Raw genomic sequence first — 17,855 nt, 5'->3', positions numbered from 1 at the left:
CCTCCTAGGCGTTATTCAAACGAAACTTTCGGTGCTGTTTGTGCGCTTTGTTCGGCACTGAAGTTTGGTTTGGTGTCCATACCAATGACTTTTGCGGTCATCACTTGCGGGAATTGGCGTGCATAGCTGTTAAAGTCTTGCACTGTACTGATGTAACGGTTACGTGCCACGGCAATACGGTTTTCTGTGCCTTCTAGTTGTACTTGTAAATCACGGAATTGCTCATTGGCTTTTAAGTCTGGATAATTTTCAGACACCGCAATTAAACGTGATAAGGCACTGGTCATTTGTGCCTGTGCTTCCTGATATTTCTGGAATAACGCAGGGTCTTCCAATACCGACTTATCCACTTTTAAGCCTGCGACATTGGCACGTGCCTGAGTGACTTCAGTCAAGACTTGTTCTTCATGTTTGGCATAGCCTTTAACCACATTCACCAAGTTTGGCACTAAATCGGCACGGCGTTGATATTGGTTTTGGACTTCTGACCAAGATGCTGTTACGGCTTCATCTTTCACTTGTAAGGTGTTATAGCCACAGCCGCTTAATGTCAAAGTACTGGTTAAAGCCACCGCGAGCATGGTTTTTTTTGTGAAATTCATACATTAACCTCTTACTTATCTTTGTATTTGTTTGAAATGATTTCATTCTAACGTGAAATTCTGACCTGTTTGTGTATTTTGTTTAATCGAGCGAATCACCAAACTGATTACATCCAACAATAACCTTGTACAGCAGATTGAATTAATATTGAAGTTTCAGCTCTTAAACCTTATATGAATCAGAAATGGCAATACATTCCACATGAAGATGAGCTGGATAAAATATCCATTAAAAAAGGACTGAATTCCTTAAAACTCAGCCCTTTCTAGATCTAAGCAAAGCAAACTCGTTTAGAGCTCTAAATAATCTAAAATACCTTCTGCCGCCTGACGACCTTCCCAAATTGCAGTCACGACCAAATCAGAACCACGCACCATATCGCCCCCTGCAAAAATTTTCGGGTTAGTTGTTTGGAACTTAAATGTTTGCTGTTCTGCTGCCACTACACGACCTGAACCGTCAACCCCAACATTGGCAGAGGCAAACCAATCTGCAGGGCTGGCACGGAAACCAAAAGCAAGCAAAACGGCATCTGCAGCTAAAACTTCTTCGGAACCTGGAACAGGCTCTGGGCTGCGACGACCACGACTGTCAGGCTCACCCAATTGAGTCGTTACCACTTTCACACCTGTGACTTTACCACTTTCACCAACAATTTCAATGGGTTGACGATTAAATAAGAAATTCACCCCTTCTTCACAGGCGTTGGTCACTTCACGACGTGAACCTGGCATATTGGCTTCATCACGACGATAGGCACAAGTGACTTGCTGCGCACCTTGACGAATAGAAGTACGGTTACAGTCCATGGCAGTATCCCCACCACCCAGTACAATCACTTTTTTGCCTTCAACACTGATGTATTCTGCAGGGTCTTTTTCCCAGCCTTGGCAACGGTTGACATTGGCAATCAAGAAATCCAGCGCATCATAAACACCATCTAAATCTTCACCAGCAAATCCACCTTTCATATAGGTATAAGTGCCCATGCCCATGAACACGGCATCGTAATCTGCAAGCAATTGTTCAATCGTGATATCTGTACCAATTTCGGTATTTAAACGGAATTCAACCCCCATGCCAGAAAAAATTTCTCGGCGGCGTTTCATCACGTCTTTTTCCATTTTAAATTCTGGAATACCAAAGGTGAGTAAGCCACCAATTTCAGGGCGTTTGTCAAAGACTACCGGTTTGACGCCATTACGCACCAAGATATCGGCACAGCCTAAACCTGCAGGGCCTGCACCAATAATTGCAACTTTTTTATCGGTCCATTTCACATGCGACATGTCTGGACGCCAGCCCAAGGCAAAAGCTGTATCGTTGATGTACTTTTCGGCATTGCCAATGGTCACTGCACCAAAACCATCATTTAAGGTACATGCGCCTTCACACAAACGGTCTTGCGGACAAACACGTCCACAAACTTCAGGCAAGGTATTGGTTTGATGACACAGTTCTGCTGCCTGAAAAATACGGCCTTCCGCAATTAGTTTAAGCCAGTTCGGAATGTAGTTATGCACAGGGCATTTCCATTCACAGTATGGGTTACCACAACCCAAACAACGATGGGTCTGATTGGCCGCCACTTCAGCAGTAAACGGTTTATAAATTTCCACAAACTCATTTTTGCGGACATCGAGATCTTTTTTCTCTGGATCTTGGCGTGCTACATCCAGAAATTGAAAGTCATTATGTAGGCGTTCTGCCATGTCTTTCTCCGTAGGTGGGTGTAGATAACTTCACTTTTACGCTGGGTATAAGTCGAAAGTTATCCACACCTGCCGAATGCTGAGTCGTGGATTATTGTGGATCTGCTTGGGTAGTTTTCAACAAAGTCTGCAAGTTGGCAGCTTTTGGTTTTACCAACCAGAATTTACGGCTATAGAAATCAAACTCATGGCGGATTTTATATGCCCACGCACTGCCTGTTTCGGCAATGTGTTCATCTAAAATACGTCCTAAGAATGCTTTATGTTCTTCCATCGCTTCCGTTGAAATACGATTCAGCTCAATCAGTTCGTGGTTGTAACGGTCTACAAAGTCATTATCTAAGTCCAGTACATAGGCAAAACCGCCTGTCATACCCGCACCGAAGTTATGACCCACTTTGCCCAATACCGTGACAATTCCGCCAGTCATATATTCACAGCAGTGGTCGCCTGCCCCTTCAATCACAGCGAAGGCACCTGAGTTACGCACCGCAAAGCGCTCACCTGCCGTACCTGCAGCAAATAATTTACCACCGGTTGCACCATAGAGACAGGTATTACCAATTATCGCTGTGTTTTGAGTTTGGAAAGGCGAACCTTTTGGTGGGAAGATGGAAATACGTCCACCCGCCATACCTTTACCCACATAGTCATTGGCATCGCCTTCAAGTTTGATATGCAAACCACCTGCATTCCAAACACCTAAAGATTGACCCGCAGTACCCGTAAGGTTCAATTTGACAGGATGATGTTCCATGCTCAAGTTACCATAACGACGCGCAATTTCACCTGAAATACGCGCACCAATTGAACGGTCACAGTTGCTCACATTAAAGTAATATTCGCCCCCTGTACCTGCTTCAATTGCAGGCAACATTTCTGCAATCATTTTTTCAGCCAAGATACCTTTATCAAACGGTGCATTGCCTTCAACCTGACAGTATTGCGCTTTGCCTTCTGCTGCAGGGTGCGATTCCAACAAGGCGCTTAAATCCAAATGCGCATGTTTTTCGGTTTCACCCGGTAAAATTTCTAGCAAGTCAGTACGACCAATCAATTCTTTCAAGCTAGCAACACCCAGTGCAGCTAACCATTCACGGGTTTCTTCCGCAATGAAAGTGAAGAAGTTGATCAGCATTTGTGGTTCACCAATATAGTGTTCCTGACGCAAATGATCTTGTTGAGTCGCTACTCCAGTTGCACAGTTATTTAAGTGGCAAATACGTAAGTATTTACAACCCAAGGCAATCATTGGGGTTGAACCAAAGCCGAAGCTTTCCGCACCTAAAATTGCCGCTTTCACCACATCTAAACCAGTTTTTAAGCCACCATCGGTTTGCACACGAACTTTGCCACGCAAGTCATTCACACGTAATGCCTGATGCGCCTCACTTAAACCCAATTCCCATGGCGAACCTGCATGGTGAATAGATGACAGTGGCGATGCTGCGGTACCGCCATCATAACCCGAGATGGTAATGAAGTCGGCATAGGCTTTAGCGACACCTGCTGCAATTGTACCTACACCCGGTTCAGACACCAGTTTGACCGATACCATGGCTTGTGGATTGACTTGCTTTAAATCGAAAATCAATTGTGACAAGTCTTCAATCGAATAAATATCGTGGTGCGGTGGTGGAGAAATTAAAGTCACACCCGGTACAGAGTAACGCAAACGGGCAATCAAGCCATTCACTTTACCGCCTGGTAACTGACCGCCCTCGCCTGGTTTTGCACCCTGTGCCACTTTAATCTGCAATACTTCTGCAGAGGTTAAGTAAGCAGGAGTTACCCCAAAACGCCCTGAAGCAATCTGTTTAATTTTCGAGTTACGAATAGTGCCGTAACGCGCAGGGTCTTCACCACCCTCACCTGAGTTTGAACGTCCACCAATAGTGTTCATGGCAATCGCAATCGCTTCATGCGCTTCTGGTGACAACGCACCCAAAGACATGCCCGCAGAGTCGAATCGCGGTAAAATTTGTTCAACCGATTCCACTTGATCTAAGGCAATGGAATTGTCTGTTTTTAACTTGAATAGATCACGAATGGTTGCGATTGGGCGATTATTCACGATTTCTGCATATTCTTTAAAATCTGCATAATTGCCTGAACGCACTGCTTTGTGTAAGGCATTGATCACATCTGGGTTAAAAGCATGGTATTCCTTGCCAAATACAAATTTCAGCAAACCACCCTGATCAATTGGCTTACGTGATTTCCATGCAGTGTCTGCTAGTTTTTTCTGATCATTTTCAAGGTCGGCAAAGGTAGCCCCCTGAATACGACTTGGTACACCAATAAAGCAAGTATTCACCACTTCGGCTGATAAGCCGACTGCCTCAAACAACTGACCACCACGGTAAGATGCGACAGTTGAAATCCCCATTTTGGATAAGACTTTGAGCAAGCCTTTTTCAATGCCTTTGCGGAAATTGCTTTGCGCATAAACTGGATCGCCCAATAACTCGCCTTTGGCAATCAAATCATTGATCACATCATAAGCCAAATATGGATACACCGCAGTTGCACCAAAACCGAGCAATACTGCAAATTGGTGCGGATCACGAGCAAAACCAGTTTCCACAATAATGTTGGCATCGGTACGTAAACCGACTTGAATTAAGTGGTGATGCACCGCACCAGTCGCCATGACCGCATTCGCAGGCAAGTAACCTTCACGGATTTTTTTATCGGTGAGTACCAATAAAGTTTTACCCTCACGCACCGCTTGTGCAGCAGTTTCGCAAATCCGTTGAATTGCAGCTTGCAAACCTTCATTTTCAGCATAGTTCAGGTCGATGTCGGCAATTTCATAGCCTTTACGACCCAAAGTGCGAATTTGGTGCATTTTGGAATTGGTCAACACAGGACTTGAAATAATCAAGCGGTCGGCATGTTCTGGGCCTTGCTCAAATACGTTTTGTTCACGACCCAAACAGGTTTCCAAAGACATCACGATCGATTCACGCAATGGATCAATCGGTGGATTGGTCACCTGCGCAAACTGCTGACGGAAATAATCCGACACATGACGTACCTGACGTGATAATACTGCCATTGGCGTATCATCACCCATAGAACCCACGGCTTCTTGACCACTTTCTGCAATTGGACGCAATAATTGATCACGCTCTTCAAAGGTCACCATAAACATTTTTTGTGCGGCTTTTAAGGCATCACCTTTTAAACCCTGATCACACAAATATTCTTCAAGCTCTGGGCTACCTTGTAAACGGATTGAATTTTCACGTAACCATTCACGGTAAGGACGCATTCTTTTCAGATGGTTATTTACATCCTGCGTATCGAGCACTTTGCCAGTAAAGGTATCCACCACCAAAATTTGACCAGGACCAACACGTCCTTTAGAAATTACATCTTCAGGCTCATAACCCCACACCCCAATTTCAGAGGCCAAAGTAATGTAGCCATTTTTAGTGATCACCCAACGTGCAGGACGTAAGCCATTACGGTCTAACATACAGATGGCATGACGACCATCCTGAATCACTAAACCTGCAGGGCCATCCCACGCTTCCATATGTTTAGAGTTAAATTCATAGAAAGCGCGTAAATCGGCATCAATGGTTTCGACGTTCTGCCATGCAGGCGGAACCAACATACGCAAGGCACGGAATAAATCCATTCCGCCACCCACCAGAATTTCCAGCATATTGTCTAAGCTTGAGGAGTCTGAACCTGTACGGTTTACAATTGGGTTTAGCTCTGTCAAACCTGGCAATAATGGATTTTCAAATTTTGGGGTACGTGCCATCGCCCAGTTACGGTTGGCGGTAATGGTGTTGATTTCACCATTGTGTGCTAAATAACGGAACGGCTGTGCCAACGGCCAACGTGGCAAAGTGTTGGTCGAGAAGCGCTGATGGAACACCACAATATGTGATGCCAGACGTTCATCGGCAAGGTCGGTATAAAAGTCTGCAATCGCTGCAGGCATCATCAAACCTTTATAGCTGATCACGGTTGAGCATAGCGTGGTCACATAAAAATATGGATCGGCAGTCAATTGCTGCTCGGCACGACGGCGCGCCAAAAATAGTTTGCGGTTAAATTCAACTTCAGTCACCCCCAATGGGCAATTGACAATAATTTGCTCAAAAGCAGGCAAAGACTGCATGGCGATTTCGCCCAATGCCTCATTATTGGTTGGCACCACACGCCAAGCCAATACTTTACAGCCTTCTGCTTCAATTTCTTTGGTCAGGATATTTTTTGCATGCGCCGCTAAGGCAGGGTCGAGGTTCAGAAATACTGTACCCACTGCAAAAATTTCGCTCAGAGTAATGTCACTTAAGCGTTTTGCTTCTTCGCGGAAAAATTGCTTTGGCATCGCCAACAGCAAACCACATCCATCGCCCGTTTTACCGTCTGCGGCAATACCACCACGGTGGGTCATGCAACTTAAACTATGAATGGCAGTCTTGACGAGATCATGGCTTGCATCACCCTGCATATGGGCAATTAAACCGAAACCACAGTTATCTTTAAACTCATCCGGTTGGTATAAACCTTGAGCGGGAGCTACAGTATTAGGCGATGGCATGTGCATAGCGTACCCTTCTTTTACTTGCCCAATTGGGCCAATTAAACAATCTGTTTTTGCGATTTAACTCAATTTACAACTCTAAACATCAACCTTGGGTAAATGAAATGTCACACATTTATTTCAATCAATACCGATTAAAAAGCCTGAGTGACCGATTCATCATTTACGCAACTTTTACACTTGAATGTAGCAGGCAAATTTGACAGTTTCGCACAATCATTGAATCTTTTTTGCGCCAAAATAGGGACAACAACTCAATTCACGCACCAATAAAAGCAAAAACAATGCCAACTTTATTTTTTTATTCAACCATAACCAAATTTCAGCATTCACCGCATAAATGTAAAATAAAATCACATTTTTAAGTCAAATTCGCACTGTTTTTGTGCACTTCATTATTTTTATACACCATGCTGCGCCATTTTAGAACGCATTTATGTATGAGAAGAATAGTATTTTTAGATCAAATTGGTGCAACTGAGCCAGAATAGCTCAATGCGAATCATAGACAAAAAGAATAGAACAAATAAAGGCAAGCGATGGTTTGAATGACTAAAATGAAGCTAAAAGAATATTGGAAATGTTTATGATTAGTTAAAAGGATCGCGCACTTCAGGTTCAGGTGCATCTGGCTGAACAGGTGCAGTACCACTTTGTGATTTTTGTACATCCACGACATTACCCTCCTGATCACGGCGGGTAATCGTAGTACTGGTGGTACTATTTTGTGGGGCAACAGCCTGCGTAGTCGGTGCAGTCGTTGTGGTTGCAGGTGGACGCGCTAAAACACTTTCATCTATTTTAGGCACAGCTGCAGGACGTAAATTTACCGCATATAACTTGGTGCTCAGCCCCATTTCATCCGCCCCTAAATCATTGACATAAGGACGATAGTCAGCAAATTGTACCACAACAGGCTGAATCGTTTCAGGAAATTTAAATGGCAATGCGGTCAAGGTTTGTGCGGCTTCGCGTTTATTGCCAAAACTGCCATATAACATCACATATTGTTCAGCCTGCCCCTCACCGCTTAAACGAATATAAAACAGCTTGCTCCGATCTGTTTGCTTTTTAATAAAACTTTTAATGATGTTTTCATCATTGACCCGAAACAGTTCAATCGTGCTGTTATTTTTTTGTTCCTGAATAAATTTAGTACCGCGATATTCAGCCTCATGCAAACCAGAAGCTGTTAAACGCGTGGTGAGTTCCAAAGGGCGGACTTCTTCTTGCAAACCACCCAAATAGGTGGTTGCAGCAACCTTTTCGGGTTGAATTTGTAATTCAATTTCAGACTCTGGTTGTTTTTCAATTTCAACCAGTTCTTCACGGTCTGTCACCGCCCAAAAAATCAGTGCCGCCAATAAACACAGCACCGCGCCCAGCAACCAAATTGACTGTTGAATTTTTTGCCAGTGTGTACGCAGTGCTGTCATATGCTGCCTTTTATGCTTGATTGGCTAAAATCGCCTGTTTCATCAATTCTAAGTCAAACTCTTTGGTGATGATGGCTTGACCCAATTGCTTCATGAGCACCAAACGTAATTGACCATTCAGCACTTTTTTATCGTGTGCCATGTAAGCCAAAAACTGATCCAGTGGAATTTGCGGACATACTATCGGTAAATTGGCACGAGAAATGATATTTTTTGTACGCTCTACATCTGCGACAGAAATCCAGCCCATACGCTGTGATAAATCGGCTGCCATCACCATCCCTGTCGCAACAGCTTCACCATGTAACCATTTACCATAGCCCAAATAAGATTCAATCGCGTGTCCGAAGGTGTGCCCAAGATTCAATAAAGCGCGTTCACCTTGCTCTTTTTCATCATTAGCAACAATACGTGCTTTATGTGCACATGAACGATATACCGCTTCTGCCAGTACAGCAGGATCACGCGCCACTAATGCTTCCATGTGCGTTTCAAGCCATTCTAGAAACTCGACATCACCCAAAAGCGCATATTTAATGACTTCGGCTAGGCCTGCAGACAACTCACGCTCAGGTAAAGTATTCAGTTGCGACATATCTGCCAACACCACTTGGGGCTGCTGAAATGCACCAATCATGTTTTTACCCAGCGGATGATTAATCCCTGTTTTGCCACCGACACTGGAATCGACTTGTGACAGTAAAGTAGTTGGTACTTGAACGAAGTACACCCCACGCTGAAAGCTTGCCGAAGCAAAACCTGCCATATCTCCAATCACGCCACCGCCCAAAGCCAGCACCGTACAATCACGGTTAAAACCAGCTTCCAGCAAGGCATCAAAAATAAGGGTGAGATGCTGAATATCTTTGTATTTTTCTCCATCAGGCAAAATACAGGTTGCCACTTTCTTGCCCAGTGCTTCAACAGCCGTCACATAGTGATTTAAATACAAAGGTGCAACCGTGGTATTGGTCACAATCATGACTTGCTGACCTTTAATATAAGGTGCAAGTAATTCTTGGGGCTGAAGATCACTGCCAATAAAAATTGGGTAACGGCGATCGCCAAGTTCAACGTGTAAAGTCTGCATGAAAAAGTCGCTTTCTACCTAAGATATTTGCTATGAAACAATCGTATTTAAGATTTTTTGCGCCAAATCACGCGCAGCACCCTGATTGGTTTCAATAATATAATGTGCCACCTCACGATACAACGGATCACGCACTGCAAGCAAATCACGTAATCTTTGTTCGGGGTTTTCGACTTGAAGTAAAGGACGGTTTTTATCGCGATAGGTTCGCTGAAGTTGAATTTCGACAGGGGTATATAGATAAACAACAATACCACGTTGTTTTAAGAAGTCTCGATTCGGGGCTTGAGTCACCGCACCGCCACCTGTAGCAAGTACAAGTTTATGCCGTGTGGTTAACTCATCAATAACCGCTGTTTCACGACTACGAAACCCTTGTTCGCCTTCTTTTTCAAAGATCCAAGGAATCGTAGCGCCAGTTTTGCGTTCAATTTCATGATCACTGTCTAGAAATTCACGCCCTAACAATTCCGCCAAATGGCGTCCTACAGTGGTCTTGCCTGCCCCCATCGGCCCTACCAAATAGATATTTGGTAGGGTGTCAAACTCTTTGCTTAGCAAGGAGTCACCTATAAATTTTGTTTAAATTGAAAATATATTAATGATTTCTTGAAACACTGTCATTAACAATTCGTGGTGTAACAAAAATCAGCAACTCACGTTTGTTGTCCGACTTGATATCTTTACGGAATAAACGTCCGATATAAGGAATATCGCCCAAGAATGGAACTTTGGTTTGTGAGTTAGCCGTTTGTTGCTCAAAAATACCACCCAAGACCACAGTTTCACCATTATCTACCAAAACGTTGGTATTCACCGCGTTCTTGTTAATGGTGAGCTGACCTGTAGGTGTAGGTGCACCTGGTGAGTCACTGGTGATATTTAATTGCATTTGGACTTTACCGTCAGGCGTGATACTTGGCGTCACATCCAAACTTAAAGTCGCATCAATGAATTCTGTAGTAGATACGGCATTGACACCACCACCTTCAGAAGATTGATACGGAATTTGCGTACCCGATGCCACTTTGGCATTTTGCTTATCTGCAGTCAGAACTTTTGGTGTCGAAATCACTTCACCGTAACCATCTGCTTGTAATGCCGACAACTCCAAATCGAGCATAAAGTCAGACAAGCTGATTAAACCAAATGCAATACGGCTGGCACCTGGACTGGTCACACCCAAATCGACATTCAGGTTTTGTGGACGTTCAATTTCGTACTTCCAACCACCCGTATCACTATCTTTTTCTGGTTCACGCAAGTTCCACAGAGTGGTATCACTACCACCCACCAACAAGTGATTATTGTTAGTGATCCCTTGAGACAAGATGCCCCACTTCACACCCATTTCCTTGGTGAAATCTGTGGTTGCACGTACGATACGTGCTTCAATCATCACTTGCTTCACAGACACATCAAGCAAATCTATCATCTGACGAATCTGATCAATTTTTGCCGATGTATCGTTGATGATTAAGGTATTGGTACGTGGATCTACCGACACTGTACCGCGTGGACTCAACAAGCTACCAACGCTATCGCCTAATGGGTCTGCACCTGAGCCTGTATTTGAACCAGTACGTGAATTTGAAGCATTTTTGCCTTCAGTAATCAACTTTTCAATGTCTGCCGCTTTGGCATAATTCAATTGAATATATTCAGTTTGAAGTGGTGCCAATTTGACACTTTGTGCAATCGCTTTGGCTTCTTCTTCTTCGGCTTTAATCAATTCAGAAACAGGTGCAATCCAAATCACGTTGCCATTACGACGCTTATCTAAGTTTTTGGTTTTCAGGATAATATCTAAAGCCTGATCCCAAGGTACATCTTTTAAACGTAAGGTAATGTTGCCTTGCACAGTGTCTGCTGCCACCATGTTAATGCCTGTGAAATCAGCCAATAACTGCAATACACGACGCACTTCGATGTCTTGGAAATCCAGTGAAATCTTTTTGCCTGTATAGCTTTGCGCTGCACGCGGTTTAAACGGGTTTTTATCGACAGGGCGTTTTAAGCTGATGGTTAGCTTGTCTTCTGCCTGATATGCCATATATTCATAGCTGCCCGCAGCCTGAATGGTAATCACGCCATTGCTGCCATCATTGTGTGCATCAATGGTCGACACAGGTGTTGCAAAATCATTTACATTTAAACGGCGTGCCAAATGTGTTGGTACTTTATTGCCTAAAGTACGCACCACAATTTTGCTGCCTTGCTGCTGCACATCTACAGGCGTATTGCTACCGAGTAGATCAATCACCACCTGACCTTCGCCTTCACCGCCACGCTGGAAACCAATATTGGATACACCTTGCGCACTACGTTGGGCAGTCACGGCAGCCACAGGGGTTGCCGTTGTTGAGTTGATTTTTAAAATAAAGGTGTTGCCTTCAACACGCGTGGTAAATGCGCCCGCATCGGCCAAGTTCACAGTTAAACGTGAACGCTGTGCATCTGAGCTTACCTCTACAGAGCTGGCTTCTTTGGTCGCGACTGCAACGCTGTTTTGCTTAAGCGTTTGTTGCGCTTTATCAAAATCTAAAATCAAGCGGGAAGGTTGTTCCAGCTGATATGCTGCAGGTTGAGGTGGCAAACCATTAAACATGACACGAATTTCGGTGCCCTGTCCCGGAATTTGCATGGGTACGATGTTGGTAATGCTGACTTGGGCATTGGCAACTTGCATCACTGCCATTGCGACTGCGCCCATTGAAAACTGACGGAACAAATTGTTCATTGTATTACCATCCCCAAAAATAAAATCTTTCACACTGTTATTCATTTTTATTCCTTTAATTTATGGCGCAGGCCCAATTAAAACTAAACTTCTTGGACGTTCTACATAACCTTCACGACCATCTGGAATAATTTCGATTAAATCAATTTGTGTAGGTGTAATATTCACCACACGACCATGATTTACCCCCATATAGCTACCACGCTGGATACGCTCAATTTCACCATCAGGTGTTTGAATCAATGCCAAAATTTGACCATTTTGACGCATACTGCCTTTCATAGTCAGTGACTCAAGTGCGTAATTTTCCAGTGGTTGTAACTGGCGAGCAAGGTTCGGATAAACGCGCTTCCCTGCCATAATTTTAAGCTCTGCCGCCAATGAACTTGGCATAAATGGGCTTTTGAGCTGGTGTGCTGCATAGTTAAAGGTTGGTGCAGGCTCAAACACAGGTGCAGGTTCAATGGGTAGTGGTGGCTGATTACGAATTTCAGCCATTTGTGCATTGACTGCATCAATCCGTGAATCACATCCCACCATCAACAAAGTTACCATCAGAGCCAACGAAAGCTTTTCAATTTTCATTATTTCGCTCCTCCAGCATTACCCGCGGTTTGTGCATCTGCACTGCCGACATAACGATAAGTTTTTGCTTGTGCTTTATAGGTCACTTGCGGAATATCGGTTTTCTTGTCTTTATTTTCAGTCGCCACAATTTCAAAGTCGTGCATGGTCACAATACGTGGCAATGCTGCTGTACCGCTTACGAATGAACCAAAGGCATGATAATCGCCTGTCGCTTCAATTGAAATTGGCTGTTCAATAAAGAACTCTTGTTTAATTTCGTTCTCTAAACGAATGTTTTTAAACTTCAAACCTGAATTCACGCCTGTGACGTTAATATCTTCAACTAAACCTGGAATTTCAGTTTCTTTTGGCAATTGTTCAAGTTGTTGGTTAAAGTTCGCTTCCATTTCTTGTAATTGCGCTTGGTATTGCTGCAAATTACGCAATTTAGAATCTTTTTCACGGAACTCATTTAACAAGTTTTGTTCTTGTGTATGTGCTGCTGCAATGGCATCTAACTTTGGCTTGATTACGACAAAGTAACCTAAAGCTAGAATCAGGAAAATAATAAAAATCCAGCAGGTAATTTTGACCGAAAGTGGCCAAGCACCATAATTGTTAGGATCTAGGGTATTGAACTGTTGAAAAAACTTTTCAACTGTCATTTTCTTTTTCGGAGCAACAGCAGCATCCTGATTTACTTCATCAAATTCATCGAGACTCATTGTGCTGCCCCCGCTGCTGATGTTGAATTAGATTCTGTTGGTGTTACTGGAATTGCAATTTCTTCTAAATCTGAAGTTACTACAAAAGTACCGTAACTTTCCTCTACACGAGGAACCACAGAGCTTGGTGCTTTATCTTTATTTTCTTCTTTGGCTAAGAATGAATTCATAAATGCATTGCGATACCACGGCGATGCTTCCAAATTACGCAAGAATTCAGCCACAGTATTTGGACTTTCAGCCTTGCCTTCAAAAGTGAATTTATTGCCTGTACGGCTCACTTTGGTTAAGTACATATTGCTTGGTGTCACACGCACCAATTCATCCACCAAACGCACGGCAATTGGACGCTGACTTTGTAAGCCCTGAATAAGCTTCATGCGCTCAACAATAGCATTACGCTGTTCTTGCAAGCCTTCTAAAGATTTTAATTGTACATCTAGGTTTTGGTTGGTACTGATCACCAATTGATTGGCTTGTTCTTGATCTTGTAACTTCGCGTTGTAGAAGAACCACGCCAAAGCCACCAATAACACCCCAACAGCAGCCGCTGCAATACAAAATACAATAAATTCTTTTTTACGTTTTTCTCTTAGCTCATCGCGCCAAGGGAGTAAGTTAATCTTTGCCATTAATCAAAACTCCTCATTGCTAAACCACATGCCACCATCAATGACGGCGCATCACTTTCAATTCTTTTAATGTCGATTTGTGGAGAGAAGCCCATTTGTAAGAATGGATTGGCAATGGTCACACGGTAGCCCAGTTTTTGCTGCAACAACTTCGCAAGACCTGGAATATTGGCATTCCCCCCTGCCAATAAAATGTGATCAATTTCGTTAAATTGTGAAGATGAGAAAAAGAACTGCAATGAACGTGCCGCTTGTTGCACCACCGCTTCTAAGAACGGTTCGAGCACCTCTACATCGTAGTCATCTGGCAAAGTACGGCTTTTTTTCGCACGTCCTGCTTCTTCATACGACAAACCATAACGGTTTTGAATTTCTTGTGTCAGCTGCTTACCGCCAAAGGTTTGCTCGCGGGTATAAATAATTTTGTTATTTTGCAGTACCGACAAGGTGGTCATGGTATGACCAATATCCAAAATACCAATGGTGTTCACACCCATTGGCAGGGTATCGGAGAACACTTTAAAGGCATTTTCGATGGCAAAACTTTCGACATCGGCAATTTTGGCTGTCAAGCCGCCCAACTCCAATGCTTCTACTCGTGCTTCTACGTTTTCTAAACGTGTTGCAACCAGTAACACATTGACTCGGTTTGGATTGGCTAAACGGTCTGGTTGGACTTCAAAGTCTAGGCTGACTTCATCTAATGGGAATGGAATATATTGCTCGGCGTCCATACGAATTTGAACTTCACGCTCATCGCTAGTCATATCTGCATCCATTTCAATGATTTTGGTAATCACCATTGAGGTTGGAATTGCTAATGCTGCAGATGTAGATTGCGTGTTTGCTAAGTTCAATGCACGTTCAAGCGCATCCCCGACTGCTTCTGGATTGAGAATGTTTTTTTCAACCACACTGCCTTCTGGAAGTGGGACCAGCGCATAGCTCTCGACCCAGTATCTACCATTCTTAACAGAGAGTTCTAATAACTTAACAGAAGTAGAACTAATATCTACACCTATTAACCCCTTACTTGGCTTACGATATAACCTACGCACAATAGTACCATTCCTATTATTTTTTTATCCCCAAAAAAATTTAACCTACTAATCCGCGCTGGTCTATAATTTTTTACGGATACAATAATTCATCTAACAATCCGTAAATCTACTCGCTATACTGACCAGCAATTAGTTTGCTATTAGCGCTTATTAAAACGCACTTGTTATGAAAAAGCTATCTTGTTCGGGTCGTGTTCATCCATTTTTTTTGATCATAATTATAATTTCGGTCGCAATACCGATGGGTTTCTATGGCATGTATCTCTATATTGCCCCATCTTTGCCAGAAATGACCACCTTAAAAAAAGCACCTTTACTAAAGCCATTGCAGGTTTATAGTGCCGATAATGAGCTGATTGCGGAGTACGGTGGCAAACTTTCTGTACCTGTTGATTACGAACATATTCCTGAAAAATTCATTTTTGCGTTCTTAGCAGCCGAAGATTCTGCTTTTTTTGAACACAGTGGGATTAGCTTCAAAGGCTTGGGGCGCGCGGTGAGCGAGGCGGTAACAGGCTCCAATGTGCAAACTGGCGGCTCGACCATTACCATGCAAGTGGCAAAAAACTATTATCTCAGCCCTGATCGTACTTTAAAGCGTAAACTCACCGAAATCTTTTTAGCGCGTAAAATTGAACAAAACCTGAGCAAAGAAGAAATTTTGACCTTATACGTCAATAAAATCTTTTTGGGTAAAAATGCCTATGGCATCGCGGCAGCTGCCAAAATTTATTACAACAAAAGCCTAGAAGAACTGTCGATTGCACAAATGGCGATGATTGCAGGCCTACCTAAAGCACCTTCGCGCTACAATCCCGTGGTAAATCCTGAGCGTGCTTTGGAGCGTCGCAACTGGATTTTGGGACGTATGCTGCAACTGGGCTATATCAACCAAAATGAATACCAAAAAGCCATTGCTGAACCGATTAATTTAGATATGCCAGACCGCAGCATCAGCAATAAACATCCGTATATTGGTGAAATGGTGCGTGCTGAACTGGTCAGTAAATTTGGTGAACAAGCGGTTGATTCGGGCTATAAAGTTTACACCACGGTAGACAGCAAACGTCAAATGTACGCAGAACAGGCGGTACAAGAAGGCTTAGAAGCCTATGACCGTCGCCACGGCTGGCGTGGTGCAGAGGCACACGACAAACCGCTGAATGAGTTTCGTGCTTATGCCAACACCTACCCTGCGCAAGTCAGCAAAGTGCTGAATAATTCTTTTGAAGCGTTAATGCAAGATGGCACAACAGTTACTGTACCATGGTCAGGTATGTCTTGGGCGCGCCCCTATCGCAATGCCAACAGTGTAGGCAATGCGCCAAGTCGTGCGGCACAGATTGTAAAAGTCAAAGATATTGTCCGTTTACGTCCAAATGAAAATAAAACCGCTTGGTCATTGGTACAAGTACCGAAAGTGCAAGGTCAATTGGTCGCAATTAACCCGAATAATGGCGCCATTGAAGCGTTGGTCGGTGGATACAACTTCTATCAATCTAAGTTCAACCGTACTTTACAAGGTTGGCGTCAACCGGGTTCCACCATCAAACCTTTTGTGTATGCTCTGGCTTTAGAGCGTGGTATGACGCCACACACCATGGTCAATGACAGTCCAATCACCATTGGTAAATGGTCACCACGTAACTCCGATGGTCGCCATTTAGGCATGATTCCGTTACGTCGTGCTCTCTATTTATCTCGTAACACGGTTTCGGTACGCTTATTACAAGAAGTCGGTATTGAGCGTACCCGCCAACTATTCATGGATTTTGGTTTGCAGGAAGATCAGATTCCACGTAACTACACTATTGCATTGGGTACACCACAAGTTTTGCCTATTCAAATGGCCACGGGCTATGCCACTTTTGCCAACGGTGGTTACCGTATTCAACCGCACTTCATTAACCGTATTGAAGATGCTTATGGCAAAGTGATTTATCAAGCTAATCCTGAATATGCGTGTATTGCTTGTATTAATGCCAAAGAACAAACGTTGGAAAGTGCCGAAGCCACTACACCAGATGATGAAGTGATTGAAGTCACCAATAAAAAACTGGCACAAGCTGAACAATATCCGAACTTATTGGCAGAGCGTAGTCAGTACAAACAGGCACAACGTATTTTAAAATCTAGCTCGGCGTATGATATGTCCAATATTTTACGTGACGTGATTCAACACGGTACTGGACGTGCTGCACTTAGAATTGGTCGTGGTGATATTGGTGGTAAAACAGGAACCACCAACGATGCCAAAGACGCTTGGTTCGCAGGTTTCAACGGCAAACTGGTGACTGTGGCTTGGGTGGGCTTTGACCAACCAACAACTTTAGGACGTCGTGAATACGGTGGTATCGCAGCGCTGCCAATTTGGACAGACTTTATGGGTAATGCACTCAAAGGCACACCTGAAGCTTGGGTCAGTTTAGACAGCAAAGCCAAAGCGCCACAACGTGAACTCAATCAAATGAATGCAGAACAGAAGCAGGATTATCGTGCTTCACCGCCATTGGCACGTCCACTGTATCGACCTGCACCTGTTGCGCCAGCACGTGCGCCTGAGCGAGATTTTGACGATTTACCAGGCGATGAGGTATTAATTCCTGAAAACGCTGCACCGCCTGCCATGCACGCGCCAAACAACAGCCCTGCCAAACCAAATGCAGCACCTAAACCTGCTCCCGATGCTTTAGAAAACTTAATTGACGAAGTCTTATAA

Annotated in this window: 12 protein-coding genes; 1 reads left to right on the top strand and 11 read right to left on the bottom strand. The window is 43.7% G+C overall.

The genetic code is table 11. The features are described 5' to 3' along the window. Window positions 1-11: 11 nt before the first annotated feature. The 11 genes from FTU09_RS02830 to FTU09_RS02780 all read right to left on the bottom strand — a co-directional run bounded on the left by FTU09_RS02830 (window position 12) and on the right by FTU09_RS02780 (window position 15,133). Window positions 12-602 carry a LemA family protein gene (locus tag FTU09_RS02830; RefSeq protein WP_019836149.1) on the bottom strand — a complete coding sequence of 197 codons (591 nt, stop codon included), beginning with the start codon at window positions 600-602 and terminating at the stop codon, window positions 12-14. Window positions 603-893: 291 nt separating this feature from the next. Further along, window positions 894-2,315 (bottom strand): FAD-dependent oxidoreductase, encoded by a 1,422-nt coding sequence (locus tag FTU09_RS02825; protein ID WP_180079495.1) that lies wholly within the window; start codon window positions 2,313-2,315, stop codon window positions 894-896. Window positions 2,316-2,406: 91 nt separating this feature from the next. Then, window positions 2,407-6,882: a glutamate synthase large subunit gene (gene gltB / locus FTU09_RS02820; RefSeq protein WP_180079494.1), complete on the bottom strand. Its 4,476-nt coding sequence runs from the start codon at window positions 6,880-6,882 to the stop codon at window positions 2,407-2,409. A 593-nt stretch (window positions 6,883-7,475) separates the two neighbouring features. Then, window positions 7,476-8,321 (bottom strand): hypothetical protein, encoded by an 846-nt coding sequence (locus tag FTU09_RS02815; protein WP_180079493.1) that lies wholly within the window; start codon window positions 8,319-8,321, stop codon window positions 7,476-7,478. Between the two features lie 10 nt (window positions 8,322-8,331). Further along, the gene (aroB, locus tag FTU09_RS02810; RefSeq protein WP_179995889.1) at window positions 8,332-9,411 is read right to left on the bottom strand and encodes a 3-dehydroquinate synthase; all 1,080 of its coding nucleotides are present in this window, start codon (window positions 9,409-9,411) and stop codon (window positions 8,332-8,334) included. A gap of 30 nt (window positions 9,412-9,441) precedes the next feature. Next, entirely contained in the window at window positions 9,442-9,972 is a 531-nt protein-coding gene (gene aroK / locus FTU09_RS02805; RefSeq protein WP_104852648.1) for a shikimate kinase AroK, read from the bottom strand. Between the two features lie 37 nt (window positions 9,973-10,009). Continuing rightward, the gene (locus FTU09_RS02800) at window positions 10,010-12,151 is read right to left on the bottom strand and encodes a type IV pilus secretin PilQ (protein ID WP_180079573.1); all 2,142 of its coding nucleotides are present in this window, start codon (window positions 12,149-12,151) and stop codon (window positions 10,010-10,012) included. 60 nt (window positions 12,152-12,211) lie between these two features. Then, window positions 12,212-12,736, bottom strand: coding sequence for a pilus assembly protein PilP (locus FTU09_RS02795; protein ID WP_004974465.1), 525 nt, complete (start codon window positions 12,734-12,736; stop codon window positions 12,212-12,214). After that, window positions 12,736-13,443 carry a type 4a pilus biogenesis protein PilO gene (locus tag FTU09_RS02790; protein WP_004974463.1) on the bottom strand — a complete coding sequence of 236 codons (708 nt, stop codon included), beginning with the start codon at window positions 13,441-13,443 and terminating at the stop codon, window positions 12,736-12,738. The genes FTU09_RS02795 and FTU09_RS02790 overlap by 1 nt, the downstream gene beginning before the upstream one ends. Beyond that, on the bottom strand, window positions 13,440-14,075 hold the full coding sequence (locus FTU09_RS02785; RefSeq protein ID WP_004974461.1) for a PilN domain-containing protein: 636 nt from the start codon (window positions 14,073-14,075) through the stop codon (window positions 13,440-13,442). The genes FTU09_RS02790 and FTU09_RS02785 overlap by 4 nt, the downstream gene beginning before the upstream one ends. Next, window positions 14,075-15,133: a pilus assembly protein PilM gene (locus FTU09_RS02780; RefSeq protein WP_004974460.1), complete on the bottom strand. Its 1,059-nt coding sequence runs from the start codon at window positions 15,131-15,133 to the stop codon at window positions 14,075-14,077. Before FTU09_RS02780 ends, FTU09_RS02785 begins: the two co-directional genes overlap by 1 nt. 169 nt (window positions 15,134-15,302) lie before the next feature. On the opposite strand from FTU09_RS02780, the gene ponA reads away from it, so the two are divergent. Next, entirely contained in the window at window positions 15,303-17,855 is a 2,553-nt protein-coding gene (ponA, locus tag FTU09_RS02775; protein WP_180079492.1) for a penicillin-binding protein PBP1a, read from the top strand.

Source organism: Acinetobacter sp. YH12058, assembly GCF_013419805.1.
In the GTDB taxonomy this organism is placed as follows: Bacteria; Pseudomonadota; Gammaproteobacteria; order Pseudomonadales; family Moraxellaceae; genus Acinetobacter; species Acinetobacter towneri.
This window is presented reverse-complemented; position numbering and strand designations above follow the sequence as displayed.

Bases quoted from the DNA above. Each gene is read 5' to 3' on its own strand.
- FTU09_RS02830 (WP_019836149.1), bottom strand. From the start codon at position 602: ATGAATTTCACAAAAAAAACCATGCTCGCGGTGGCTTTAACCAGTACT.
- FTU09_RS02825 (WP_180079495.1), bottom strand. From the start codon at position 2,315: ATGGCAGAACGCCTACATAATGACTTTCAATTTCTGGATGTAGCACGC.
- aroB (WP_179995889.1), bottom strand. From the start codon at position 9,411: ATGCAGACTTTACACGTTGAACTTGGCGATCGCCGTTACCCAATTTTT.
- ponA (WP_180079492.1), top strand. From the start codon at position 15,303: ATGAAAAAGCTATCTTGTTCGGGTCGTGTTCATCCATTTTTTTTGATC.
- FTU09_RS02790 (WP_004974463.1), bottom strand. From the start codon at position 13,443: ATGAGTCTCGATGAATTTGATGAAGTAAATCAGGATGCTGCTGTTGCT.
- FTU09_RS02785 (WP_004974461.1), bottom strand. From the start codon at position 14,075: ATGGCAAAGATTAACTTACTCCCTTGGCGCGATGAGCTAAGAGAAAAA.
- FTU09_RS02795 (WP_004974465.1), bottom strand. From the start codon at position 12,736: ATGAAAATTGAAAAGCTTTCGTTGGCTCTGATGGTAACTTTGTTGATG.
- gltB (WP_180079494.1), bottom strand. From the start codon at position 6,882: ATGCCATCGCCTAATACTGTAGCTCCCGCTCAAGGTTTATACCAACCG.
- FTU09_RS02800 (WP_180079573.1), bottom strand. From the start codon at position 12,151: ATGAACAATTTGTTCCGTCAGTTTTCAATGGGCGCAGTCGCAATGGCA.
- FTU09_RS02815 (WP_180079493.1), bottom strand. From the start codon at position 8,321: ATGACAGCACTGCGTACACACTGGCAAAAAATTCAACAGTCAATTTGG.